Genomic DNA, 21,387 nt, shown 5'->3' on the forward strand with positions numbered 1-21,387 from the left:
GCTATTCGGCCGGCAGGAAGTCCCGATAGGCATGCCAGGAGGCTAGCGCGATCCACGGGAAGGTGATGGCCAGGCCGACGCCGAAGGCGGCGATCCCGGCGCCGATGGCGAAGGCGATCAACCAGGCCCAGGTCAGCAGCACAAAGGGTTGGGCAGCGACAGCCCGCAGGCTGGTGACCAGTGCGGTGACAGCGTCGACATCGCGATCGACCAGCATGGGGAAGGCGAGGACGGAGATCGAAAAGGCCAGGGTCGCCAGAATGCCGCCGATCAGAGTTCCGATCGCCAACAGGGTGAGGCCGGCACCATCGCTCAGCAGGAAATTGAGGAATGGCCCGGGATCAAGCGGGCTGAAGGGCGCAATGAGGACCAGCAGGAATTGCGCGATCCGCACCCACAAAAGCAGCAAGAGCAGGAGCAGCAGGCTGAGAAAGCCGATCTGGGACAAACGGTCGGGCATGCGCGAGATGATGACGCGGAAGCGCGGGGTTTCGCCGCGTTCAATCGCCCGGCTGACCTGGTAGATACCGATTGCGAAGGCCGGGCCGACAAGGGCAAACCCGCTAAGCGCAACGGGGATGGCGGAGGCCAGTCCGATACTGGTCAGACCAACGCTGACCGTCAGCCCGATGAGGACGAAAATGGCGCCATAGGTCAGGCAGACCCGGGGCGCCTTGATGAAATCCTGCCAGCCAGCTTGCAACCATTTCCACGGAGCATCGCGTCTGACATGCTGCAATTTCATCATCTTGAGCTCCCCTTGATGCCCAATCACTAAGCTGTATCGGCCCTTGCGGCAATACGCCGTACTTTTTTTATGGCTTTCCCGCTGTCATGCATCAACAGGGGCCGTACCGGACAAGGAAAGTCGCGTGGCCAGGGGAGTAACCGAGCGATGACAGCAATGCTGGGTGAACTCAGCCTGGCGGGCGGATTTGCGGCCGGCCTGGCGTCCAGCCTGCACTGCGTCGGCATGTGCGGTGGCATCGCGTCCAGTTTGACCCTGTCGCTTTCGCCAAATGGGTCGAGGGCCGACCGGGTGCGTGTCTTGCTGTTCGCCCAGCTCGGCCGGATCATCGCCTATACGCTGGCCGGCGCCGCTCTGGCCGCGATCGGGACCGGTCTCTATTTCGGCTTTGACCGGGCCGAGGCCCATCATGTCATGCGCTGGGCCGGCGCCCTCGTGCTGGTCTATATCGGTTTTTCGGTCATGGGTTGGGCGCCTGCCCTGTCCGGACTGGACCGCCTCGGTCAGGGCGTGCACCGCTTCATGGGCGCGCGGCTGGGTGGCGCATTCCACGCGGCAAGCCCGGTGCTGGCGGGTCTGGTTTGGGGGCTGTTGCCCTGCGGCATGGTCTATGCGGCGCTCCTTTATGCCCTGTTGTCCGGCAGCGCCGTTTCCGGAGGACTGGTCATGCTGGGCTTCGGGCTGGGCACCTTGCCAGCCGTGACCGCTGCGGCGCTCGGCCTGACGCAATTTCTCGCACTCGCCCGCCGGCCGGGCACCCGCTATTTCGTCGGTGCGGTGATTGTCATGATCGGCTTCGCCTCGGCGGCCATTCCATGGCGGGCGCTGGCAGCGCTGTGCGGCATCCCGCTCGACTGACCCGTCGCGCCATGCCCTTGCCCACCAAGCGGGCAGCCTCTCGAAAACATCAATGTTTCAACCTGTTTGTAGGTGCGTTTCGCAATAGCATGCCCTAAGCTCGCCAGTGCTTCATTCAGGGGAGAGGCATGATGGCGACTCGGTATGCAAACTGGCTTGTGGGGGCATTGGCCCTGACTGTTGCGGCCTGTTCCGGTGGCTCCCAGGAGACCGAGACCGGCCCGCAGCTGGACGCCCGTGAAGCCGGCGCCCCCCGCGCCGAAGAAAGCACGCCCAGCCAGTTCGCCTTTCTGCGCTATTCCATCGATGTCGATGACGACGCGCCCCGCCTGTGCCTTGGCTTTACCCACCCGCTCGATCCGCAGGCTGATTACGCGTCCTATGTCGCTGTCACTCCTGAGCGCCCCATCGCCCTGGATGCCAGCGGGCAGAGCCTGTGTGTCGGTGGACTGGGCTTTGGCGAGGGTCAGTCGCTGACGCTGCGTGCCGGTCTCCCGGCCGCCAATGGCGATGGCCTGCTGGTCGATGAGACCGTCGAGGTCGATTTCGGTGACCGGCCCGCCTATGTCGGTATTGCCGGCGACGGGGTCATCCTGCCGCGCCTCGATGCCGACGGCCTGGCGATCGAGACCGTCAATGTCGACAGCGTCGCGGTCACCCTTCGCCGCATCAATGACCGGGCCCTGGCTTTCCGGTCCATCACCTCCGGCGCCAATATTGCCTCGGGGGACTATTACTGGTCCGGCGAAGAGGAAAACCCCGACGCGGTCGGCGAGATCATCTGGCGCGGTGAGATGGACACGGCCGGCCTGCTGAACACGCCGGTGACGACCGTCTTCCCGGTCGCCGAGGCCATCGGCACACTGACACCGGGTGCCTATCACATCACCGTGGTCGATGCCGCCGAGGCTGATGATGACTACCGCACGCCGGCTCGCGCCAATCGCTGGCTGGTGATCACCGATCTGGCCCTGACGGCCTATCGCGGCAATGACGGCGTCGATTTCGTTGTCCGTTCGCTGCAGACCGCCCAGCCTGTCTCCGGTGTGCGGGTCGAACTGATCGCCCGCTCCAATGAAGTGCTGGCCGGGGTGACGACCGATGCCAGTGGCCGGGCGCGCTTTGAGGGCCCGCTGACCCGCGGCGAGGGCGCCATGGCGCCGCGCTTGCTGACAGCCTACGGCCCTGACAATGACTTCGCCGTGCTCGACTTTCAGCGCAATCCGGTTGACCTGTCCGGACTGGACACAACGGGGCGCCAGCGCCCGGACGGGGCCGATGGTCTCGTCTATCTCGACCGTGGCATCTATCGTCCCGGCGAAACCGTGCATGTATCAGCCCTGCTGCGCGATGCCGAGGCATTCGCCGTCACCGACCGTCCTGTCGATCTGACTGTCTATGGTCCCAACGGTATCGAGGCGGCCAATGTGCGTTTCCCCGCTGCTCCTGATGCGGGCGGTGTCAGCTGGGCCTGGGATGTGCCGCGCACAGCGGCACGCGGCGAGTGGCGAATTGTCGCCGAGATGGATGGCTATGGCCGCGTCGGCCAGGTCCGCTTCTCGGTCGAGGACTTCGTGCCGCAACGCGTCGGTCTGACCCTGTCCGGCGATGACGCGATGGCCATCGGTGCCGGCGAAGTCCGCGATATTGAAGCCAATGTGCGCTTCCTCTATGGCGCACCTGGCGCCGGTCTGGTGGTCGAGGGACGGGTCCGTGTCGAGGTCGATCCGGCTCCCTTCGCCGATTTTGCCGATTTCCGTTTCGGGCGCGGCGATGAACCCTTCCGTGAGTTCACCAGTGATCTCGCCGATACCGTCGCCGATGGCGCCGGCCGCGCGGTCCAGTCGATCGATCTGGGCGAGGCCGGCCGCGATGCCACCCAGCCCTTGCGTGTGCGCGCTGTGATCTCGGCCATTGAGCCCGGTGGCAGGCCGGTCGCCGACGATCTGCGCATTCCCTACCGCCCGGCCGATCTCTATCTCGGCTTGCGCCCGCAATTTGACGGGCGCGCCCAGCGCAATCGTGAAACCGCGATCGATGTCGTGGCTCTGGACCCCGCAGGTGACCTCGTCGCCACGCCGCTGGAATGGCAATTGGTGCGCGTGGACTGGGAATATGACTGGTATCGCGTGGGCAGTGGTCGCTGGCAGTGGCGCCGCACCCGCAATATCGTTCTGGTCGAACAGGGTGTTGCGTCGAGTGTTGGCGATGGTCCGACATCCATCGATATCCGGGCTCTCGACTGGGGCAGCTACCGGCTTGTCGTCACCGGGGCGAGCAGTGGCCAGAGCGCCTCGACCGATTTCTGGGTCGGCTGGGGTGCGACGGCAGAAGCGGGCAGCGAAGCGCCTGACCGTGTCGCCCTGTCGACACCGGACACGCCAACGCCGGTTGGTGGCGAAATGACGCTCAGCCTGCTGCCGCCCTATGCCGGCGAGGCCGAAATCGTGATCGCCAGCGATCATGTGATCGAGACGCGCTCGGTCACCATTCCGGAAAGCGGCGCCGAATTGTCCTTCCGTGTCACCGAGGAATGGGGCGCCGGCGCCTATGCCATGGTGTCCCTGTTCACGCCGCGCCATCCGGTCGACCAGCCAGCCCCGCGACGGGCGGTGGGTGTGGCCTACCTGCCGGTCGATATGGGGCAGAGGACATTTGAGCTGACGATGGACGCGCCTGAACGTGTCCATCCGCGCCAGACGCTGGAATTGGGCGTGACCCTGGACGGGCCGGTGCGTGAGGGCGCCTGGCTGACCGTCGCGGCTGTGGATGAGGGCATTCTGGCCCTGACCCGTTTTGCCTCGCCCGACCCGGTCAGCTGGTTCTTCGGTCAGTCCTCGCTCGATGTGGATCTTTATGATGATTACGGTCGCCTGCTCGATCCCAACCAGGGCGCCGCTGCAGCTGTCCGTTCCGGTGGTGACCAGATCGGCGGCGCCGGCCTGACCGTGGTGCCGACCCGCACGGTGGCCCTGTTCAGTGGTCCGGTGTCGGTCGGTCGCAATGGCCGCGCCACCGTCGCGCTGGAGATTCCCGACTTCAATGGCGAGCTGCGCCTGATGGCCGTGGCCTGGAGTGAAAGCGGGGTGGGCGGTCTCTCCCAACCGCTGACGGTGCGCGATGATGTGCCCGCCGAACTCATCCTGCCCCGCTTCCTGGCGCCTGGTGACGTCTCGACGGCGACGCTGACCATCGACAATGTCGACGGTGCTCCCGGCGACTATCTGACCACCATGACAGCCGATGGTGCCGTGTCCGGTGCCGCATCTGACACCATCCCGCTCGACCAGGGCCAGCGCGCCGACCGTCGCTATGCGCTGGAAGGCGCCGATGCCGGCCTGGGCTCTGTGGCGCTTGATGTTGGCGGACCGGCTGATTTCGCCGTGTCTCGCAGCTATCCGATCGAGGTCCGCTCGGCCTGGCTGCCATCTTCCACCGTCACCCGTGGTCGGCTGCTGCCGGGTGAAAGCTGGTCGCTGGGCTCGGACGCACTTGCGGCCTATCTGCCCGGCGGGTCGGATGTCACGCTGAGCTTCTCGCCGACACCGCTGGACGAGGATGCGCTGCTGCGCTCCCTGTCGCGCTATCCCTATGGCTGCACCGAACAGATCACCAGTCGCGCCATGCCGCTTCTGATGGCCGACCCGCTGGCCCAGGCCGCCGGCATTGACGGTGTCGACGACACGCGGGTGATTATCCAGGATGCCATCTCGACCCTGCTCAACCGACAGGCCAATGATGGCACGATCGGCCTGTGGCGCATCGGCGACCGCGGCAGCCGTCCGTGGATCGGGGCCTATGCCGTCGATTTCCTCGAACGGGCCAAGGCGGCCGGCTACACCGTGCCGCAGGCAGCGCTGGACCGCGCCTATTCGGGTTTGGAGCATGTTGCCGCGCAGGAGAGCTGGCGGGTCAGCGGCTACACCACCACCATCTATTCCTGGCGCGGCCAGACCGACACCGCCGAGCGCCTGTCTGACCGCAGTGCGGCCTATGCGCTTTACGTGCTGGCCCGGGCCGGCCGGGTCGACCGCTCGCGCCTGCGCTACATGCATGATGAACGTCTCGGCGAGATCGACAGCCCGCTCGCCCTGGCGCAATTGGGCGCGGCGCTTCATCTGATCGGCGACCGGGCCCGGTCGCTCAGTGCCTTCGACGCCGCCGAGGCCCTGATCGGTTATGAGAATCCGGGCGACTGGTATCAGTCGGCCCGTCGTGACCTGGCCGGCGTGGTCGCCTATGCCGCCGAGGCCGGCGATGCCGAACGCGTCGCCCGCCTCGCCGAACAGGTCGTGACCGATCTGCCCGAACCGGCCCGTCTGACCACGCAGGAAAAGGCTTTCCTCCTGATGGCGGCGCAAGGCTTGTCGGGCGGCGCGGATAGCGTTGTGATTGAGGCGCCGTTCGCCCCGACGAACGGTGAGCGTCCCGTCTTCACCGTGCAGCCGGACATGCTGGATAGCGAGCTGACCTTCACCGCAGCAGGCGAGGGACCGGTCTGGGTGACCCAGCTGGCCCATGGCGAGACCCGCCTGGCACCGGACGCCGCAGCCGAAGGCCTGTCCGTGCAGAAACGTGTGCTCGGCCTTGATGGCCGGGCAGTTGATCTGGAAGCGCTGGTGCAGGGCGACCGGCTTGTCATCGACATTACCGTGTCTCCGCACGAACAACGCCTGATCCCGGCCATTCTGACCGACCTTCTGCCGCCGGGCTTCGAGATCGAGGCCGAGATCAGTTCGGCCGAGGGCGCGCCGCGCGGAGCCTATGCCTGGCTCGGCCAGATCGTCTCGCCATCGATGAGTGAAACCCGGGATGACCGGTATGCCGCCGCCCTGGACCTGACCCAGCGCCGACCGCGCCGGCTGGCCTATATCGTCCGTGCCGTGACGCCCGGTGAATACACCCTGCCGGGCGCCGTGGTCGAGGACATGTATCGCAGTGATGTCTATGCCCGATCGCAAACCCGCCGGGTGGTGATCGCGCCGCGCGACTGATCATGTTTGGTCTGGGGCGGGCATACTGGATCATACTGGCCACCCTGTCGGGGCTTGTGGGCCTGCTCGCCCTCGACCGGCTGTTGCCACCGCCCCTGCCGGACGCCGGGTCGGTGTCGGCGGTGGTCCGTGATCGCAATGGAGCGGTTTTGCGGGCTTTCCCGGTAGAGGAGGGGCGCTGGCGTCTGGCCGCCGATATCGACACGCTCGATCCGGATTTCCTGGCCGCCCTGCTCGCCTATGAGGACGAGCGCTTTTTCGGGCATTGGGGCGTCGACCTGCCAGCCCTGATGCGCGCCTCCCGCGACAGCCTGGCGGCCGGACGTATTGTCTCGGGCGGATCGACCATCACCATGCAGCTGGCCCGGCTGATCGAGCCGCGCGAGCGGACCTTCGGGGCCAAGCTGATCCAGATGGCGCGGGCGCTCCAGTTGGAATTGCGCCTGACCAAGCGCGAAATCCTGGAGCTCTATCTTACCCTGGCTCCCTATGGCGGTAATCTGGAGGGTGTGCGGGCGGCGAGCTGGGCCTATTTCGGGCGGGAGCCGGATGATCTGACCATCGACCAGATCGCGATGCTGATCGCCTTGCCACAATCGCCCGAGGCCCGGCGTCCGGACCGGCGGCCCGGGCAGGCAGTGCTGGCCCGCAGCCGGGTGCTGGAGCGTCTGGCGGCTGTTGGCCTGGCCCGCGACACCTCCGCCGCCGATGCGCTCGGTGATCCGGCCCCGCGCCGCCGCGCCTTCCCCTCCGATGCCTGGCATGCGGCCGACGATCTGCGCCGGGCCCGACCGGACCGTCATGACCATGTCAGCACGCTGGACCGGGCGCTCCAGCGCATGCTCCAGGACCGGCTGGAGAGCGAGCTGCCGGAGACCGGGCCGGATGTTCAGTTCGCGGCCATGGTGATCGATACGCAAAGCCGCGCCGTGCGGGCCATGGCCGGCTCGGCCAGCCGCGCCAGGCCGGGCGGCTGGATCGATCTGACCGACCGGGCGCGCTCGCCGGGTTCGACCCTGAAACCCTTCATCTACGGCATGGCCTTCGATGACGGGCTGGCGGCGCCGGGCACGCGCATCGCTGACCTGCCGCGGCGCTATTCCGGCTATCAACCGGATAATTTCGACCGACGCTTCCGCGGCGATGTGACCATTGCCGAAGCGCTGCAGCACTCGCTCAATATTCCCGCCGTGACGACGCTGGACGGTGTCGGCGCGCGCCGGTTCAACGCGGCGCTCGGCTTTGCCGGGGCGCGTCCCCTGCGACCGCGTCAGGCCGGTCAGGACAGTGGACTGGCTGTGGCACTGGGCGGTGCGGGACTGACGCTGCGGCAGGTCGGTGTGCTCTACGCCGCGCTGGGTGATGGCGGCGAGGCGAGGCCACTGGCCTGGTATGAGGATGAGTTGGACACAGGTGTCGCGCCCGGCGGCTTCCGCCTGCTGTCCGCGGAATCGGCGGACGAGATCATGGCCGTGCTGCGCCGCGCTCCGCATCCGGGTGGTCGGGTACCGGCCCTGCTGGCGCGCGGCGCACCCGATATCGCGTTCAAGACGGGGACGTCCTATGGTTTTCGCGATGCTTGGGCTGCCGGTATCGCCGGGCGCTACACGATCGTCGTCTGGACAGGCCGGGCCGATGGCGCACCGCGCGACGGCGTGACCGGGCGGGAGGCGGCGCTGCCGCTGCTGTTCCGTATCGCCGACGGGATCAGCCAGGTCGAGCCGGGCAGTGCCATGACCGGGACACCGGATCCGGCGCTGCCGGATGCGCTTCCCGAGACGTTGACGGCTTTCCAGCAGGATCCGGCGCCGCACATCCTGTTCCCTCCGGATGGGGCCGAGATCTGGTCCGACCGGGCCGGGCGGGGCTTTATCCTGTCGGCGCAAGCGGCTGGTCCGCTGCGCTGGTATGCGGACGGTCAGCGCGTGCCGCAAAACGCGCTGGGCGAAGCGCTGTGGACGCCAACCGGCCCGGGCTTCTATTCGGTCAGCGCGATCGACGAGACCGGGCGCGAAGCGCGCGCGTCGGTCCGCGTCAGAGGCAGCGCGGTTCGCGCCGAGTGACCCGCGATCGAGCGCACGCGCTTGTGATTGATGAGTGTGCGGACAAATTCTCCCTGATTGCCTAGTCTGCCCGCAGCAGGAGGCGATATGTCCATGTTGACGACCTTTGTCATGGCGATGCTGGTGACGTTCAGCATGATCGGGGAGAGTGAGGAAATGGTGGTCGGCGAGACCACTGATTTCCACACCAGCCTGATCGCCGTTTCAGGGCATGATTTTTACGGCCTGCAGATTGGCGTGCGTCGCGACCGACCCTGTCAGGTGCGAGCCTTTTTCCGCGGGGCGTCACCCCGGACCGCCCAGTTTTGCACCCGGCGGATGACGCGCCGGCAACTGGAGGGCGCGGGAAGCGCCACGCTGCGCGCTGGCGAGCGGGTCAATGGCATTGCGGCCTGTTTCACCGACGCCGAACGGGTCGGCGCGGTACGACTCTACACCTTTGCCGATGAGGCGGTGACGGCGGAAGCCGGCGACTGTGTCACCGAATACCGCACCGTGTGGTGCCAGCGCGGTTGGACGGTCCAGGGCGTGCAGCTCTATTTTGACCGTGCCGCGACCGGTCCCGGACAGGCGAGCCTCGTCGGCCTTCGTCCGCTGTGTGTCAATTCCGCCTGAGGCGTCTTGCCAGACCGGCGTCGGCGCGGGACCCTGTGCGTGTATCACGGGGAGATTTTCACATGCTTCGTTTCATGATCACGGCTGTCGCAGCCGCGGGCGCCATGCTTGCAACGGCGGGCAGTCAGGCGCAATCGGAGGGCCGCTGGGCCCTGGTCATTCACGGCGGTGCCGGCGTCATCGAGCGCGGCGCCATGACGCCCGAGCGCGAGGCCGAGTATCGCGATGCGATGAATGCCGCGCTCGTTCGCGGCGAGGCTGTCCTCGACCAGGGCGGCAGCGCCCTTGATGCGATCGAAGCGGTCATTCACGGCATGGAAGACGATCCGCTGTTCAACGCCGGGCGCGGCGCGGTGTTCACGGCCGCCGGCCGCAACGAGCTGGACGCCTCGATCATGGATGGGGCGAGCCTGGAGGCCGGCGCGGTCGCCGGTGTGACCCAGGTCCGCCATCCCATTTCCCTGGCCCGTGCCGTGATGGACAATTCCCGGCATGTCATGTTGCAGGGCGAGGGCGCCGAGACCTTTGCCCGCGAGCAGGAGCTGGAAATCGTACCTCCGGCCTACTTCTTCACCGAACGGCGCTGGGCGGCGATGGAGCGCTCGCTGGGTGCTTTGGGTCTGCCAATCCCGTCCCGTCCGGATGGAGCGCCCGCTCCGACCGGGGTTGATCATGGCGAGCTGGATCGCGACGCCCGCGAACACCGCTTCGGCACTGTCGGCGTGGTCGCCCTGGACCGCGCCGGAAACATTGCGGCGGGCACCTCGACCGGCGGCACGACCGCCAAGCGGTGGGGCCGGGTCGGTGACAGCCCGATCATCGGAGCCGGGACCTATGCCAATAATGCCAGCTGCGGTGTCTCAGCCACGGGGACGGGCGAGTATTTCATCCGCCTGACGGTCGCCAGCCGGATCTGTGCCCTGGTGGAGTTCCAGGGCCTCGACCTGCAGGCCGCCAGCGACCAGGTCATCGGCGACGAGCTGACGGCGATGGGCGGCGATGGCGGCATCGTCGCGCTTACGCCGGGCGGCGAGATCGCCTGGAGTTTCAACACGCCGGGCATGTATCGGGCCCGCTTGAGCGAGGGCGGTGAGCCGGTGGTTGCGATTTACGGAGACGAGGACTGACGTCGCTGCAAAGACTGTAGCTGTCGGCGTTCTCGTCCCGTATTGACCGATTGCTAGAGCGTCGACGGTTCGCCGCGGCTGAAATAGGCCGCGTCGGCCTTCATTTGCGCGATGATATGGTCGTAGGCGGCCCGCACACGCGCGCTCTTGCGGACCGTCTCGTGGGCGACCACCCACAGGTCCAGCGAGCTTTCAAAGTCCGGCAAGATGCGTTCGAGATAGATGCTGTTGCGCGCCAGCCGGTGCGAGGTCACACCGACGCCGAAACCGGCCTCCAGCCCCTTGACGTGGGAGGCGGGGCTGTTGGACTTGAAGGAGACATGCCGCGGCAGGACCGGAGCGCCTGTCTGCGTCGATGGCCAGCCGAAATAATCGCCAATCGACCAGCCGACACCGGCATGGTCGGCGAGGTCTTCCACGGCGTTCGGACGACCATGCTTGTCGAGATAGCTCTTGGCGGCATAGAGGCCGGCGCCGACCGTGGCACCACGGCGTCCGACCAGGCTTTGCTGGGTGCCGGGGCCGTTCCAGCGCAGGGCGATATCGGCCTCGCGATCGGCCAGATTGGCTGAATTATTCTTGATTGCGATATCGATTCCAATGCCGGGATTGGCGGCCTGAAAACTCTCCAGCGCCAGTGGCAGCCAGTCGGCGCCCAGGCCTTCCGAGGCGGAGACGACCACCAGGCCTGACAGGGACTGGTCCTGGGCCATGGCGGCGCGCTCGATGGCCGACGCCTCGTCGCGCATGCGCGCGGCATGGGCGGTCACTTTCCGGCCGAGCGGGGTCAGTCGTGTCTGCCCCTGCTCGCGCTCGAACAGGGGTTCGCCAAAACGGGATTCCAACGCCTGCAGGCGCCGTGTAACCGTGGGTTGGCTGACGCCGAGCTCATGGGCCGCGGCGGTCAGGCTGCCTGCTTCGGAAACGGCGAGGCAGACGAGATAATCAGACCAGTCATCCATACGAATTTGTATTCCAAGGATGATGATATCGTCAATTCCATTCGCGGAACTTCGTTCTAATTATGAACAGTGTTTACCGCATTGCTCATATCGGAGGGATTGATCATGCGCTCAATGTTTCTCGCGGCCGCCCTGGCCGCCATCGCAACGCCAGCCGGAATTGCCCAGACCTGTGACGCCGAACCGACCCTGGTCGGCCACCGGACTGCCAACGGTACGGTACGTGCCCAGTACAACGCCGTCGAGCGCGGCGAGTGGCCCAATGTGGTGCTGATCGGCGAAGGCCTAGTTGAAACCGGCCTGTCTTCGCGCAACAAGACCGCCGCCTGGTCCAATCTCTGCGCCGGTTATGCGGGCAGTGGTGAGTATGAAGCGGCCGTCTCGGCTTGCGGCGAGGCCCTGGCCCTGCGCGACAATGCCTGGCGTGCGCTCAATAATCGTGGTGCGGCCCATTGGCTGGCTGGCAATACGGAGGCGGCCCTGGCCGATTTCCGCGCCGCCGACGCTGCCTCGACCGGTGAGGACGAAGTGACCGCGAATCTCGCAATGGCCTCGTGCACCTCGGCAAACTAATCCTCCCAGACAGGTTTGCATGCTGCACAGACTGGCGGCCGGAGCGTGTTGTGCTCCGGCCGCTTTTTTGTCGCTGAGCACAGGCTTGCACCAGGCTGCGGGCCCGGGCTTCAAATCGGTTTCGATTGCAACTAAAACGGCGCTATCGATGTGAGTGGCCAGCCTTGCCCGGCCAGACGCAGGAGCGACGCATGCCGGACCAACCCCCCAAACCCCTGCTGGATGGCTATCGCGAATTTCGCCGCGATGCCTACAAGACCCAGCGGGCGCACTATGCCGAGCTGACCAAGGGCCAGAATCCGCACACGCTGATCATTGCCTGCTCCGACAGCCGGGTGGACCCGGCAGTGGTGTTCAGCGCCCGCCCGGGCGATCTGTTCGTGGTCCGCAATGTCGCTAATCTCGTGCCGCCGATGGATGATGATGGCGGACGCCATGGCGTCTCGGCCGCGATCGAATTTGCTGTCAGCGCCCTGGGTGTCGACCATATCGTGGTGATGGGGCATGGCCAGTGTGGCGGCGTGGCGGCTTGCGTCGCCGGCCTCGACAGCCTGTCCTTCAAATATGTCGGCCCCTGGCTGGAGCCACTCGAACCGGCGCGGGCCGAAGTGCATGCGCATCATGGCGACGCCGACAGCGAGACGCTGTGTGATGCGCTCGAGCTCAATTCGATCCGGCATTCGATCCGGCGGCTGCACCAATTCCCCTTTGTCGAACAGGCGATCCAGGACCGCGGGCTGCAACTGCACGGGGCCCGCTTCTCGATTCATGACGGGGTATTGGAGTGGATGGGGGAAGACGGCGAATTCCATCCGGTCTAGCCTCGCCGCAGTCCCGCGTCCGACGCGGACTCCAGATCTGGCTGCGCCCGCCTCTTTCAATTGCCGCGCATCGGGCGCCAGCCTGCTTCGCAACATTTCAACCGGCGGATCATCACGTCGGGACCACAATCGATGCACAGGGAAGTGACAGGATGAAACTCGCAACGCTCAAATCTGACAGCCGGGATGGCCGCCTGGTCGTCGTCTCAAAAGATCTCGCCTGGTGTGCGGATGCCCGGCAGGTCGCGCCGACCCTGCAGGCGGCCCTTGATGACTGGGACCGGTGCGAGCCCGAGCTTCGCGCCCTGTCAGAAGAACTCGAGCGTGAAACCATTCCGCGCGAGCGCTTCCATGAACGCGAGGCCCTGTCGCCGTTGCCGCGTGCCTTCCAGTGGGCCGACGGGTCAGCCTACGTCAACCATGTCGAACTGGTCCGCAAGGCGCGCAATGCCGAGATGCCGGCCACCTTCTGGACCGACCCGCTGATGTATCAGGGCGGCTCCGACGCCTTCCTCGCCCCGCGCGCCGATATCCCGCTCGGCGACACGGCCTGGGGCTGTGACATGGAGGGCGAGGTCGCTGTCATCACCGGCGACGCGCCGGCCGGTTGTTCGGTCGAGGACGCCGCCAAGACCATCCGCCTGGTGATGCTGGTCAATGACGTCTCCCTGCGCGGCCTGATCCCCGGTGAGCTGGCCAAGGGCTTCGGCTTCTTCCAGGCCAAACCGCCGAGCGCCTTCTCGCCGGTCGCTGTCACGCCGGACGAGCTGGGTGAGGCCTGGGATGGCAAGAAGCTGCACCTGCCGCTCTTGGTGAAATATAATGGCGAGCTGTTCGGCAAGGCCGAGTGCGGCGTCGACATGACCTTTGATTTCGGCCAGCTGATCGCCCACCTCGGCAAGACGCGCCCGGTCACGGCCGGCACGATTGTCGGCTCCGGCACAGTGTCCAACAAGCTCGATGATGGTCCCGGCAAGCCGATCAGTGAAGGCGGTGTCGGCTATTCCTGCATCGCCGAGATCCGCATGATCGAAACGATCAATGACGGCAAGCCAAGCACGCCTTTCATGCAATATGGCGACACGGTCCGCATCGAGATGAAGGACAAGGACGGCAAGTCCATCTTCGGCGCCATCGAGCAGGAAGTGGTCAAGGCCTGAGGGCGGGCAACCATCCCGGCAAGGCAAGAAAAGGGCGGGGCGATGATCCCGCCCTTTTTCGTTGCGGGCAGCGATCTGCCGGTTCGCGTGGGGAAGACCGGGGCGCACCTAATATCCTGCGCCCGGCGCGGGAGCTATCCATAAAACCCATGTCAGCCAGCGGGCCGTATCCGGTTCTTCAGGTCAAGGGCGCCGCAGGCGCCGCTTCGCGGTTGAAACCCTTGAGCTGAAGAACCGGATTCGGCTTTCACCCGGCAATGGATAACGGCGCAGCCTGAATCCGAGAATTAATTGGTGCCTGTCACCATTTGTTTCGGTCATTTTTAGAGCATGGGTCGGGCCGGTTTTCGGGTTCTCGAGGCGGGGCGACACGGTTTGGGGCGCCGCAATTTACACAGAGGCCTTGAGCGATTTCGCAGTAAGGCCGTCGCCAAATCAAGGAAGTCGGCCCCCACACGTTCTGGTAAATGATTGATATGAATGGTTTCGGCGAGCCACGCCGTTGACGGTGAAAAGGCACTATGCAAATTTGTTTGCTACGAGAGTTGGGGCACTTGCATATGAAACCATTGCTTGGAGTTATCGCTGCCGTCGGATTGGCGGGAGCTTTTGGAAGTGCGTCTGATGCACAAACTGGCGATGGGGACTTGAGCTTCAGCCTCGGGCTGACGGTGTCGAATAGCGACAATATCGCTTTCCTGTCGGGCGCGGGCGTCTCATCGGACGACGACAGCTCGATTACGCTGCGTGGGAGTGCAAACGGCAAGTGGCAAATCGGTGACAATGGTCGCCTGTCGCTTGATTACGCCTTCTCCGGCACGCGCTACAGTGCAATCGGATCGCGGGACAATAACCTCCATCTTGGCACGGCGACCTACACCCATCGCGTTGGCGTATCGGTCCTCGGCGGCAGTTATGCCATCGGGCGCTACCAGCTCGACGGCGAAGATTTCCTGGAGATCGACGTGGCGAGCCTGTTCTTTGGAACGCCGGGGCCATGGGGTTGGGTGCTGGTCGGTCGCTACACAGCGACGGAAAAGACATTCGACGCGGCCCTGTCAGAACGGGACGCAAGCGCCGACAGCGTCGGCATTTCGGCATCGCGGCGATTTGGCGATACCCGAATTCGACTGGAATTGAGCCAGGCCGGTGAAGACGCAAGTTCGGACTTCCTGGATAACAACTCCACCACCGTCTCCATCAACCTGTCCCAACCGCTCCGGTTGATCGATCAACCGCTCCGCCTGTCGCTCACCGCCGGCATCTCGGAGCGCAGCTATGACCGGCTCGATCCGTATTACGGCGTTACCCGAGAAGATACGCGCCGCAGATATCAGGCCGCGCTGTCTCGGGAATTCGACAGCGGATTGTCCATAACAGGCTCCGCCAGCCATCTGGATTCAAGCTCGAACCTGCCGTCGGCGAATTACGACCAGACGATCATCAGTTTCAGCATCAATCAACGCTTCTAGACGTTGAATTCAAGCCGCGCGCCAGGGGCGCCGCGGCCAAGGCCCGACCGAAGGACCCGGAACATGAAAACATCACGACTTGCCGGCATGTTCGCTGCCGCCGTCATTGCCGGTACATTCAGCCTGACCGCGTCCGTTGCGGTCGGCGCTCAAGGCCTCGTTACTTCGTCAGGCTTTAGCTGCGAACTGGATGCAGCCATAGCCGCAGGAACGGCAACGCAAGCCCAATTTGCCGAGGCAGTTGCCAGGCTGCCGCGGGATCCGCGGAATCCTGATGTTGTGTTGCTGGACAATGGTGTACGCGCAAGTGCCCGGGAAATCCTGGCGATTGCAGCGGCCGGCAATGGCGTTCCAGCCGGCAATGTGGCGAGCGCGCCGGACCGGGCCAATCCGGCCAATTTCGTCGCCCATCTGCAGTTCAGCAACAATCAACGTGCCATGTCGCACAGCGATTTCATGTACGCGGTTTTCAGCGGCGTCTCGACGGGATTGTTCGGAACGGTTGATCTGTGTGCGCCGCCCCCGGTTCCGCAAAACATTGTGACCCAGGCCATGCTCGGCCCTGTGATTCAACCGTCACAACCCCCGGTGATCCAGTCGCCGACGACCAATAATCCCGCTGCGTTCAGCGCCGCCGCGACTCGGCAACCTATGCGCAGGTATGCTTGTGAGCTGGTTGGGGCCGTTTCTAGCGGAACGGCGACCCAGGCCCAATTCGCTCAAGCTGTTGCCAGGCTGCCGCGCGATCCGAGTAATCCGGATATCGTGCTTCTGGACGATGGCGTGCGCGCTCGGGCGAGCCAGATTTTGGCGATTGCAGCAGCGGGCAACGGTATTGCCGCAGCCCCCGTGACGAGCGAGCCGGATCGCACAAACCCGGACAATTACATTTCCCATCTGCTGTACCGTAGCGGTGGAACCGCGATAGCCCATTCCACTTTTATCGCTTCGGTTTTTTCCGGCCTCACGCCGTCTGGCGGCGGCCCGGCTGATTTGTGCAGCCCGGCGCCAACCCCGGCTTCGCAAAACATTGTGACCGACGTATTGCTCGGCCCTGTGGTCCAATCGCCCGTGTCTGGCGGTGTGGCGCCTGTCGCCGCGCCCGGCAACCTCAATATGCCAGCCGGCAATGCCACGCCAACGGTAGCCATGACCTGCCCGCTGGATGAAGCCATTCAACTCGGAACGGCGACGCCGGCCCAGTTCGCAGAGGCGGTCGCAAGGCTGCCGCGCGATCCGAATAATCCCTCAATCGTGTTGCTCGCAAACGGTGCACGCGCGCAGCTCGGCGCTATCAATGCGCTCGTCGCTGGCGGATCCGGACTGCCTGCTAGCCCGTTATCCACCCCGCCGGATCGGTCCGATCCGAACAATCTCATGGCGTATCTCGTCCACGACAATGGCGGCAATGCGCTGACGCACCAGGCCCTTGTCACCGCGATATTCAGGGGCGTTGCCACTTCGCTCGGCGGATCGGTTGACCTGTGCGCCCCTGCGCCGGCGCCGCGCCAAGTCAACGTCTCCATCGGAAGCCCGGCACCGGCACCGGTTTTGCCTGTAACGCCTGTGCTCCAGCAGCCACAAACCTTGTCGATCCAGTCGCCAACGACCGGCAATCCCGTCGCGATTGCCGGAAGTGGGGTTCAGATGACCCATCAGGGGGTCAGCATCAACCTTGCTTGTGAGCTGGAAGACGCCATTCAACTCGGAACGGCGACGCAGGCCCAATTCGTCGAGGCAGTGGCCAGGCTGCCGCGCGATCCGAGCAATCCCGACATCGTACTTTTAGCCGATGGGGTGCGCGCCCGGGCGAGCCAGATCTTGTCGATCGCGGCGGCCGGCAATGGCATCCCCGCTGGTAATGTGACGGGCACGCCCGATCGCACGAACCCGGACAATTACATTGCCTATCTGCAGTCCTTCTCTTCAAACGGAATGCCGCATTCGAGTTTTATCGGTGAGGTCTTTTCTGGCCTTACGACGTCTCACAACGGCCCAGTCAATCTGTGCAGCTCGGCACCGACACCGGCATCGCCCACATTGCCTGTGCTCCAACCGCCACAGCCCCTGTCGGTCCAGTCGCCGACGCCCAACAATCCCGCCGCGGTGGCTGGCAGTGGCGCCAATATGACCAATTTTGGCGTCTTCCTCGACTCTAATTGTGCGCTTGATAACGCGCTAGGAGCCGGCACGGCGACGCAGGCCCAGTTGATTGAGGGTGTCGCCAGGTTGCCGCGCGATCCGAACAATCCGGACATCGTGCTTCTGGACAATGGCGTGCGCGCTCGGGCGAGCCAGATCTTGTCGATCGCAGCAGCCGGCAATGGCATCCCCGCCGGTAATGTGACGGGCATGCCGGATCGCACAAACCCGGACAATTACACTGCCTATCTGCAGTCCTTCTCTCCAAACGGAATGCCGCATTCCGCTTTTATCGCTTCGGTTTTTTCCGGCCTCACGGCGTCCAGCGGTGGCCAACTCAATATGTGCAGCCCGGCACCGGCACCTGCATCGCCCATATCGCCTGTGCTCGGGCAGCCACAGTCTTTGCAATCGGTCCAGTTACCGACGACCGGCCAGCCGAATCTCAACATTACGGATGATGGCCCGAGCCTGTCCGTGTTGCCGAACGTTGACACGGTTTCTCCAACCCCGACCGCGCCGAATGCCGGTTCTGTTGATTGCTGGTCCTTCGACGAGCGGACCGGGCTATGGGTTCAAAATCCAAACTGCCCCGGAAGTCCTGCTCCGACGACCGGCCAGCCGAACCTCAACATTACGGATGATGGCCCGAGCCTGTCCGTGTTGCCGAACGTTGACACGGTTTCACCAACCCCGACCGCGCCGAATGCCGGTTCTGTTGATTGCTGGTCCTTCGACGAGCGGACCGGGCTATGGGTTCAAAATCCAAACTGCCCCGGAAGTCCTGCTCCGATTCCAGACGGCACGCAGACCGTGCAGCCGGCTGCCCTGGTCATGGAAGAGGTCATCGACGAATTGCAATCTGACCCCGCCGAGAACATCGAAGGCATTGTCGAAGAAGCGATCCGGGAAACGGTGGAGGAAGCGATCGAGGTCTGCTTCTTTGAAGAGGAATGTGAATTTTAGGTAGAATCGACGCTCGGCGCATTCATCTCATGGCGGCTCAGAGTTGACGAAGCTGTTGTAAGAAATGGTGACAGGCACCGATATATCGCCGGATTGGCGGTGTTATCTTGAGGCCGCAATGTCGCGGGATATCGAGATTCGGATTGGTCAATTTGATGGGCGCGCTGCGCCAGCCTTTCTCTTGCCCGCAATAGCCTCAAACCCCGTCATCCCCCGGCTTGTCCGGGGGGCCTTGTCCACCCGGTCGACGGGGATCGTCGGGCTGGAGGGACGGTTAGGTCCGTGCGCGTCTACGCCGCGCTGGCGGCTCGACCCTAGTGCGCCTGGTCCGGCGTCATTTTCAGTTGATAGCGCGTGCCGTCAAAGCTCTCGAAGGCCTCAGCGATTTGCGGGTGCTCGACCGGGCCGTTCTCGGCGTCGGGCAGGAGATTGCCCTCCGAGACATAGGCGCCGTAATAGCTTTCATCATTCTCGGCCAGCAGGTGATAGAAAGGCTGGTCCTTGGACGGACGGACATTTTCGGGAATGGACTCGTACCATTCCTCTGTATTGGCGAATTGCGGATCCACATCCACCACCACCCCGCGGAAGGGGAAGAGCCGGTGGCGAACCACATCGCCCAATCCGAATTTGGCGTCGCGAATGATCATGGCATCTTACTCTGGCACACACTCTGGCACATATGAACGCGCGCGGACCATCCTCGCGCGCCGGGACCCTATCTAGGGTGTTTCTTGCATTAAGCTACGGCTTGCACTGCCAGACGTCACGCATCCTTGCAGGTCAATCACTTCCTTGTATTCTGCAATCAACAAAGAAATAGCCCGATTCGAGCCGCGCCTCCCGAACCCGGATGCGGCGCGCCGGTCGGCAAGAGGGAAATCATGGCGGAGCCATCGTCCCGGTCTGATCCGGGCAGTGATGCCGCCGCACGCAAGCGGAGAGGGCGCAAACGCGCGCCAGCTCCCGTGTACGGCGCGATCGATCTGGGAACCAATAATTGCCGCATGTTGCTGGCGCAGCGATCCGGTAGCAGCTTTCATGTCGTGGATGCCTTTTCACGGGTCGTGCGGTTGGGCGAGGGCATAACCGGCTCGGGTGCGCTGTCGCAGGGGGCCATGGATCGGGCCGTCGAGGCGCTCAAGGTCTGTGCCGACAAGATCCGTCGCCAGAACGTCGTCAAGCATCGCTCCATCGCCACACAAGCCTGCCGCATGGCCGATAATGGCGCTGAATTCCTCGACCGCGTCGAACGCGAGACCGGGCTGACCTTCGATCTCATTACCGCCGAGGAAGAGGCGCGCCTGGCCGTGCATGGCTGCGTCGACCTGCTCGATGAAGACCGCGACGCAGCGCTGGTGATCGATATCGGCGGCGGCTCCACCGAGCTGTCCTGGGTCGATCTGGCCGAATGGCGCCGGCGCGGTGGCCGGGACTCGGGCGGCCGCCCGCCGATGAAGTCCTGGACCTCGACGCCGGTGGGTGTGGTTACCCTGTCGGAACGCTTTCCCGAGCGTGAGGACCGGGCCGAATGGTACCAGGACATGAAGACCTATGCCCGCGACCTGATGAAGACCCCGCGCGGCGCCAAGGCCATGCGGCCGATCTTCGATGATGGTCGGGCCCATCTGGTCGGCACGTCGGGGACCGTCACCTCGATGGCCGGCGTGCATCTGCGCCTGCCGCGCTATGACCGGTCTAAGGTGGACGGGTTGTGGATGAGTGGCGATGAGGCGCTGGACGCCTGCAAGCGCTTGCGGGAACTGGATTTTCACGGTCGCTCGCAAGAGCCGACCATCGGCGCCGACCGGGCCGAGCTGGTGCTCGCCGGCTGCGCGATCTATGAGGCGGTGGCCGAGATGTGGCCGGCCGACCGGTTGCGGGTCGGTGACCGGGGCTTGCGCGAAGGCATGTTGCTCAATCTGATGCGAAAGTCCAAGAAGCGCAGGCGTCGCCGCAAGAAGGCGGGCGATGCGGCGCCAGACGTGACAGGATCAGACGCATGAGCGACGACGATCAAAAACCCGAAGACGCGACGCCCGACGGCTCGGAGCCTGCCGAAAACCAGCCCGATGGCGAGACGCCGGCAGCCGGTGAAGGCGCGCCGGACCAGGCCGGCCTGCCCGGTTGGGGCAGCAGTGACAAGCGCCGCGGCCGCCGCTCCGGTCCGATGAAGAAGGGCGGAGACGCCCGCGCTGCCAAGCAGATGTTCGAGCGCGTGAAAACCGCGCGGGGTCGCAAGTCCTCTTCGACCCGCTGGCTGCAGCGTCAGCTCAATGATCCCTATGTGAAGAAAGCCCAGATGGAGGGCTATCGCTCGCGCGCGGCCTACAAGCTGTTGCAACTGGACGAGCGTTTCAAACTCCTCAAGCCGGGCATGCGCGTGGTCGATCTCGGCTCGGCGCCGGGCGGCTGGGTGCAGGTGGCACTGAAATCCGGTGCCTCCGAAGTGGTCGGGATCGACTTGCTGGAGATGGAAGCCATCGCCGGCGCGACCCTGCTGGAAAAGGACTTCACCGACGCCGACGCGCCCAGCCTGGTGAAGGCCGAGATGGGCGGCGCCGCCGATGCCGTCGTCTCTGATCTCGCGCCCTGGACCACTGGCCACAAGACCACCGACCATTTGCGCATCGTCGCCCTGGCCGAACTCGCGGCCCATTTCGCGGTCGAAACCCTCAAGCCCGGCGGTTTCTTCATCGCCAAGGTCTTCCAGGGTGGATCCGACAGTGATCTGCTCAACTTCCTCAAGGCCAATTTCGAGAAGGTCCGCCACTTCAAGCCGGATGCCAGCCGTTCGGAAAGCGCCGAGACCTTTGTTGTCGCGATGGGCTTCAAGGGCTAGCGCATGTAATTGTCGCCCACCGCTCCCAAAGGTAGAGTGAAGCC

General features: G+C 64.7%; 15 protein-coding genes. 12 read left to right on the forward strand and 3 right to left on the reverse strand.

All coding sequences use genetic code 11. The annotated features are described in order from the left end of the window. Window position 1 precedes the first annotated feature (1 nt). On the reverse strand, window positions 2-748 hold the full coding sequence (locus MMAR10_RS06030; protein ID WP_011643097.1) for a DUF2189 domain-containing protein: 747 nt from the start codon (window positions 746-748) through the stop codon (window positions 2-4). Window positions 749-895: 147 nt separating this feature from the next. Between MMAR10_RS06030 and MMAR10_RS06035 the strand changes: the two genes are divergently transcribed. The 5 genes from MMAR10_RS06035 to MMAR10_RS06055 all read left to right on the forward strand — a co-directional run bounded on the left by MMAR10_RS06035 (window position 896) and on the right by MMAR10_RS06055 (window position 10,405). Then, window positions 896-1,606 carry a sulfite exporter TauE/SafE family protein gene (locus MMAR10_RS06035; protein ID WP_011643098.1) on the forward strand — a complete coding sequence of 237 codons (711 nt, stop codon included), beginning with the start codon at window positions 896-898 and terminating at the stop codon, window positions 1,604-1,606. A 128-nt stretch (window positions 1,607-1,734) separates the two neighbouring features. After that, window positions 1,735-6,600, forward strand: coding sequence for an alpha-2-macroglobulin family protein (locus MMAR10_RS06040; protein WP_011643099.1), 4,866 nt, complete (start codon window positions 1,735-1,737; stop codon window positions 6,598-6,600). Window positions 6,601-6,602: 2 nt separating this feature from the next. Then, window positions 6,603-8,663 (forward strand): penicillin-binding protein 1C, encoded by a 2,061-nt coding sequence (gene pbpC, locus MMAR10_RS06045; protein ID WP_011643100.1) that lies wholly within the window; start codon window positions 6,603-6,605, stop codon window positions 8,661-8,663. 93 nt (window positions 8,664-8,756) lie between these two features. Next, window positions 8,757-9,278 carry a hypothetical protein gene (locus MMAR10_RS06050; protein ID WP_041636838.1) on the forward strand — a complete coding sequence of 174 codons (522 nt, stop codon included), beginning with the start codon at window positions 8,757-8,759 and terminating at the stop codon, window positions 9,276-9,278. 62 nt (window positions 9,279-9,340) lie between these two features. Continuing rightward, a complete protein-coding gene (locus MMAR10_RS06055) occupies window positions 9,341-10,405 on the forward strand; it encodes an isoaspartyl peptidase/L-asparaginase family protein (protein ID WP_011643102.1) in 1,065 nt (354 codons plus the stop codon). A 53-nt stretch (window positions 10,406-10,458) separates the two neighbouring features. Here the strand turns inward: MMAR10_RS06055 and MMAR10_RS16105 are convergent, their stop codons facing one another. Then, a complete protein-coding gene (locus MMAR10_RS16105; protein ID WP_011643103.1) occupies window positions 10,459-11,367 on the reverse strand; it encodes a LysR family transcriptional regulator in 909 nt (302 codons plus the stop codon). Window positions 11,368-11,472: 105 nt separating this feature from the next. Here MMAR10_RS16105 and MMAR10_RS06065 point away from each other — a divergent pair, with 105 nt between their 5' ends. The 5 genes from MMAR10_RS06065 (at window position 11,473) to MMAR10_RS06085 (ending at window position 18,501) form a co-directional block, all read left to right on the forward strand. After that, a complete protein-coding gene (locus MMAR10_RS06065; protein ID WP_011643104.1) occupies window positions 11,473-11,940 on the forward strand; it encodes a tetratricopeptide domain-containing protein in 468 nt (155 codons plus the stop codon). Between the two features lie 191 nt (window positions 11,941-12,131). Continuing rightward, window positions 12,132-12,761 (forward strand): carbonic anhydrase, encoded by a 630-nt coding sequence (locus MMAR10_RS06070; RefSeq protein ID WP_011643105.1) that lies wholly within the window; start codon window positions 12,132-12,134, stop codon window positions 12,759-12,761. Window positions 12,762-12,913: 152 nt separating this feature from the next. Continuing rightward, a complete protein-coding gene (locus tag MMAR10_RS06075; protein ID WP_011643106.1) occupies window positions 12,914-13,921 on the forward strand; it encodes a fumarylacetoacetate hydrolase family protein in 1,008 nt (335 codons plus the stop codon). A gap of 647 nt (window positions 13,922-14,568) precedes the next feature. Further along, window positions 14,569-15,393: a hypothetical protein gene (locus MMAR10_RS06080; protein WP_041636840.1), complete on the forward strand. Its 825-nt coding sequence runs from the start codon at window positions 14,569-14,571 to the stop codon at window positions 15,391-15,393. 87 nt (window positions 15,394-15,480) lie between these two features. Next, window positions 15,481-18,501, forward strand: coding sequence for a hypothetical protein (locus MMAR10_RS06085; protein WP_041636841.1), 3,021 nt, complete (start codon window positions 15,481-15,483; stop codon window positions 18,499-18,501). 314 nt (window positions 18,502-18,815) lie between these two features. Here the strand turns inward: MMAR10_RS06085 and hspQ are convergent, their stop codons facing one another. After that, on the reverse strand, window positions 18,816-19,151 hold the full coding sequence (gene hspQ / locus MMAR10_RS06090; protein ID WP_011643109.1) for a heat shock protein HspQ: 336 nt from the start codon (window positions 19,149-19,151) through the stop codon (window positions 18,816-18,818). Between the two features lie 234 nt (window positions 19,152-19,385). Here hspQ and MMAR10_RS06095 point away from each other — a divergent pair, with 234 nt between their 5' ends. After that, entirely contained in the window at window positions 19,386-20,507 is a 1,122-nt protein-coding gene (locus MMAR10_RS06095) for a Ppx/GppA phosphatase family protein (RefSeq protein WP_011643110.1), read from the forward strand. Further along, window positions 20,504-21,343, forward strand: a complete 840-nt coding sequence (locus tag MMAR10_RS06100; protein WP_011643111.1) for an RlmE family RNA methyltransferase — start codon at window positions 20,504-20,506, stop codon at window positions 21,341-21,343. Before MMAR10_RS06095 ends, MMAR10_RS06100 begins: the two co-directional genes overlap by 4 nt. Window positions 21,344-21,387: the final 44 nt, after the last annotated feature.

The organism is Maricaulis maris MCS10 (assembly GCF_000014745.1).
Lineage (GTDB): Bacteria > Pseudomonadota > Alphaproteobacteria > Caulobacterales > Maricaulaceae > Maricaulis > Maricaulis maris_A.